Origin of the sequence: Burkholderia sp. SCN-KJ, from assembly GCF_024656005.1 — a bacterium.
GTDB lineage: Bacteria > Pseudomonadota > Gammaproteobacteria > Burkholderiales > Burkholderiaceae > Burkholderia.
Window position 1 is genome coordinate 1 of record NZ_JANKOG010000088.1, and the last position, 1,062, is coordinate 1,062.

Consider the following 1,062-nt stretch of genomic DNA (forward strand, 5'->3'; position numbering starts at 1 on the left):
GGTGGTGGCGGAGTGGTTCATAGTGCCTCCTTACAGACGACCGGCAACGGCCTCTAGTTGGGCCCATCCTGCGGCGGGGAATTTGCTTTTCCACTGGGTGTAGTAGCCGGCGGCGCGAAGCTTGTCTTGGAAGTCGGTGGTTTTCGGCGTAGTGAACTGCATACCCTTGCCGACCAGTAGCTGTTGCGATGAGGCGTTGAATTTGACCAGGTCCTGCCGCTCTGCCACGGCGGCGTCATTCAGATGCTTTCTGACGACGCTTTGTACGTCGGGCGGCAAGGCGTCGAAGTTGTTGCGGTTCGCGAGAATCCAGAATCCATCCCACATGTGGTTCGTGAGAGAGCAGTACTTCTGCACTTCGTAGAGCCTGAAACTGGACACGACCGCGAGCGGGTTCTCCTGCGCATCGACGATCTTGGAGCGAGGAGTAGAGCTCGTTGGCGGTGATGGTGGTGGGCAGGGCATCAAGCGCCTTGAAGAGGGAGACCCACATCGAGGATGGGGGGACGCGAATCTTCATGCCCTGGAGGTCCTTGGGGGTCGCAACGGGGCGATTGGAGCTGGTGATCTGGCGGAAGCCGTTGTCCCAGACTTTCTCGAACGCGAACAGGGAGCGCGTCTTATCGATTTCGGCACGGATGAAGGCACCAAGATTGCCGTCCATGGCTTTCCAGACGGCGTCATAGCTTTTGAACGCGAAGCCGACGCCGCTGATTGCCGCGGCGGGCACCAGAGTTGACAGCACGACGCCGGAGAGCGCGAAGAAGTCGGTTGCGCCGGATCGCACCTGACCGAGGACGTCGGTTTGAGCGCCCAATTGGTCGGACGGGAACACCTGCAGCTCGAAGCGGCCTTTCGTATCGGCCTTGATCTTTGCGGCGGCCTCGGTCAGCCGAATGTGCAACGGGTGCGTGGTCGGAGTGCTGTGGGCGATCTTGTAAGTGAACTCTGCTGCGTGGGCGCTGCGAAAGACGGGCAGTGTAGAGGCGGCGAGCGCACCTAGAGAGAGGTCCTTCACGAACTGACGTCGATTCATGCTCTGTCTCCTATTTTAAGATGGTC

1 pseudogene is annotated in these 1,062 nt (G+C 59.8%); it reads right to left on the bottom strand.

Annotated elements, in window-relative coordinates:
• Positions 1 to 30 precede the first annotated feature (30 nt).
• Positions 31 to 1,036: pseudogene (locus tag NQV17_RS38295) on the bottom strand (TRAP transporter substrate-binding protein).
• Positions 1,037 to 1,062 lie beyond the last annotated feature (26 nt).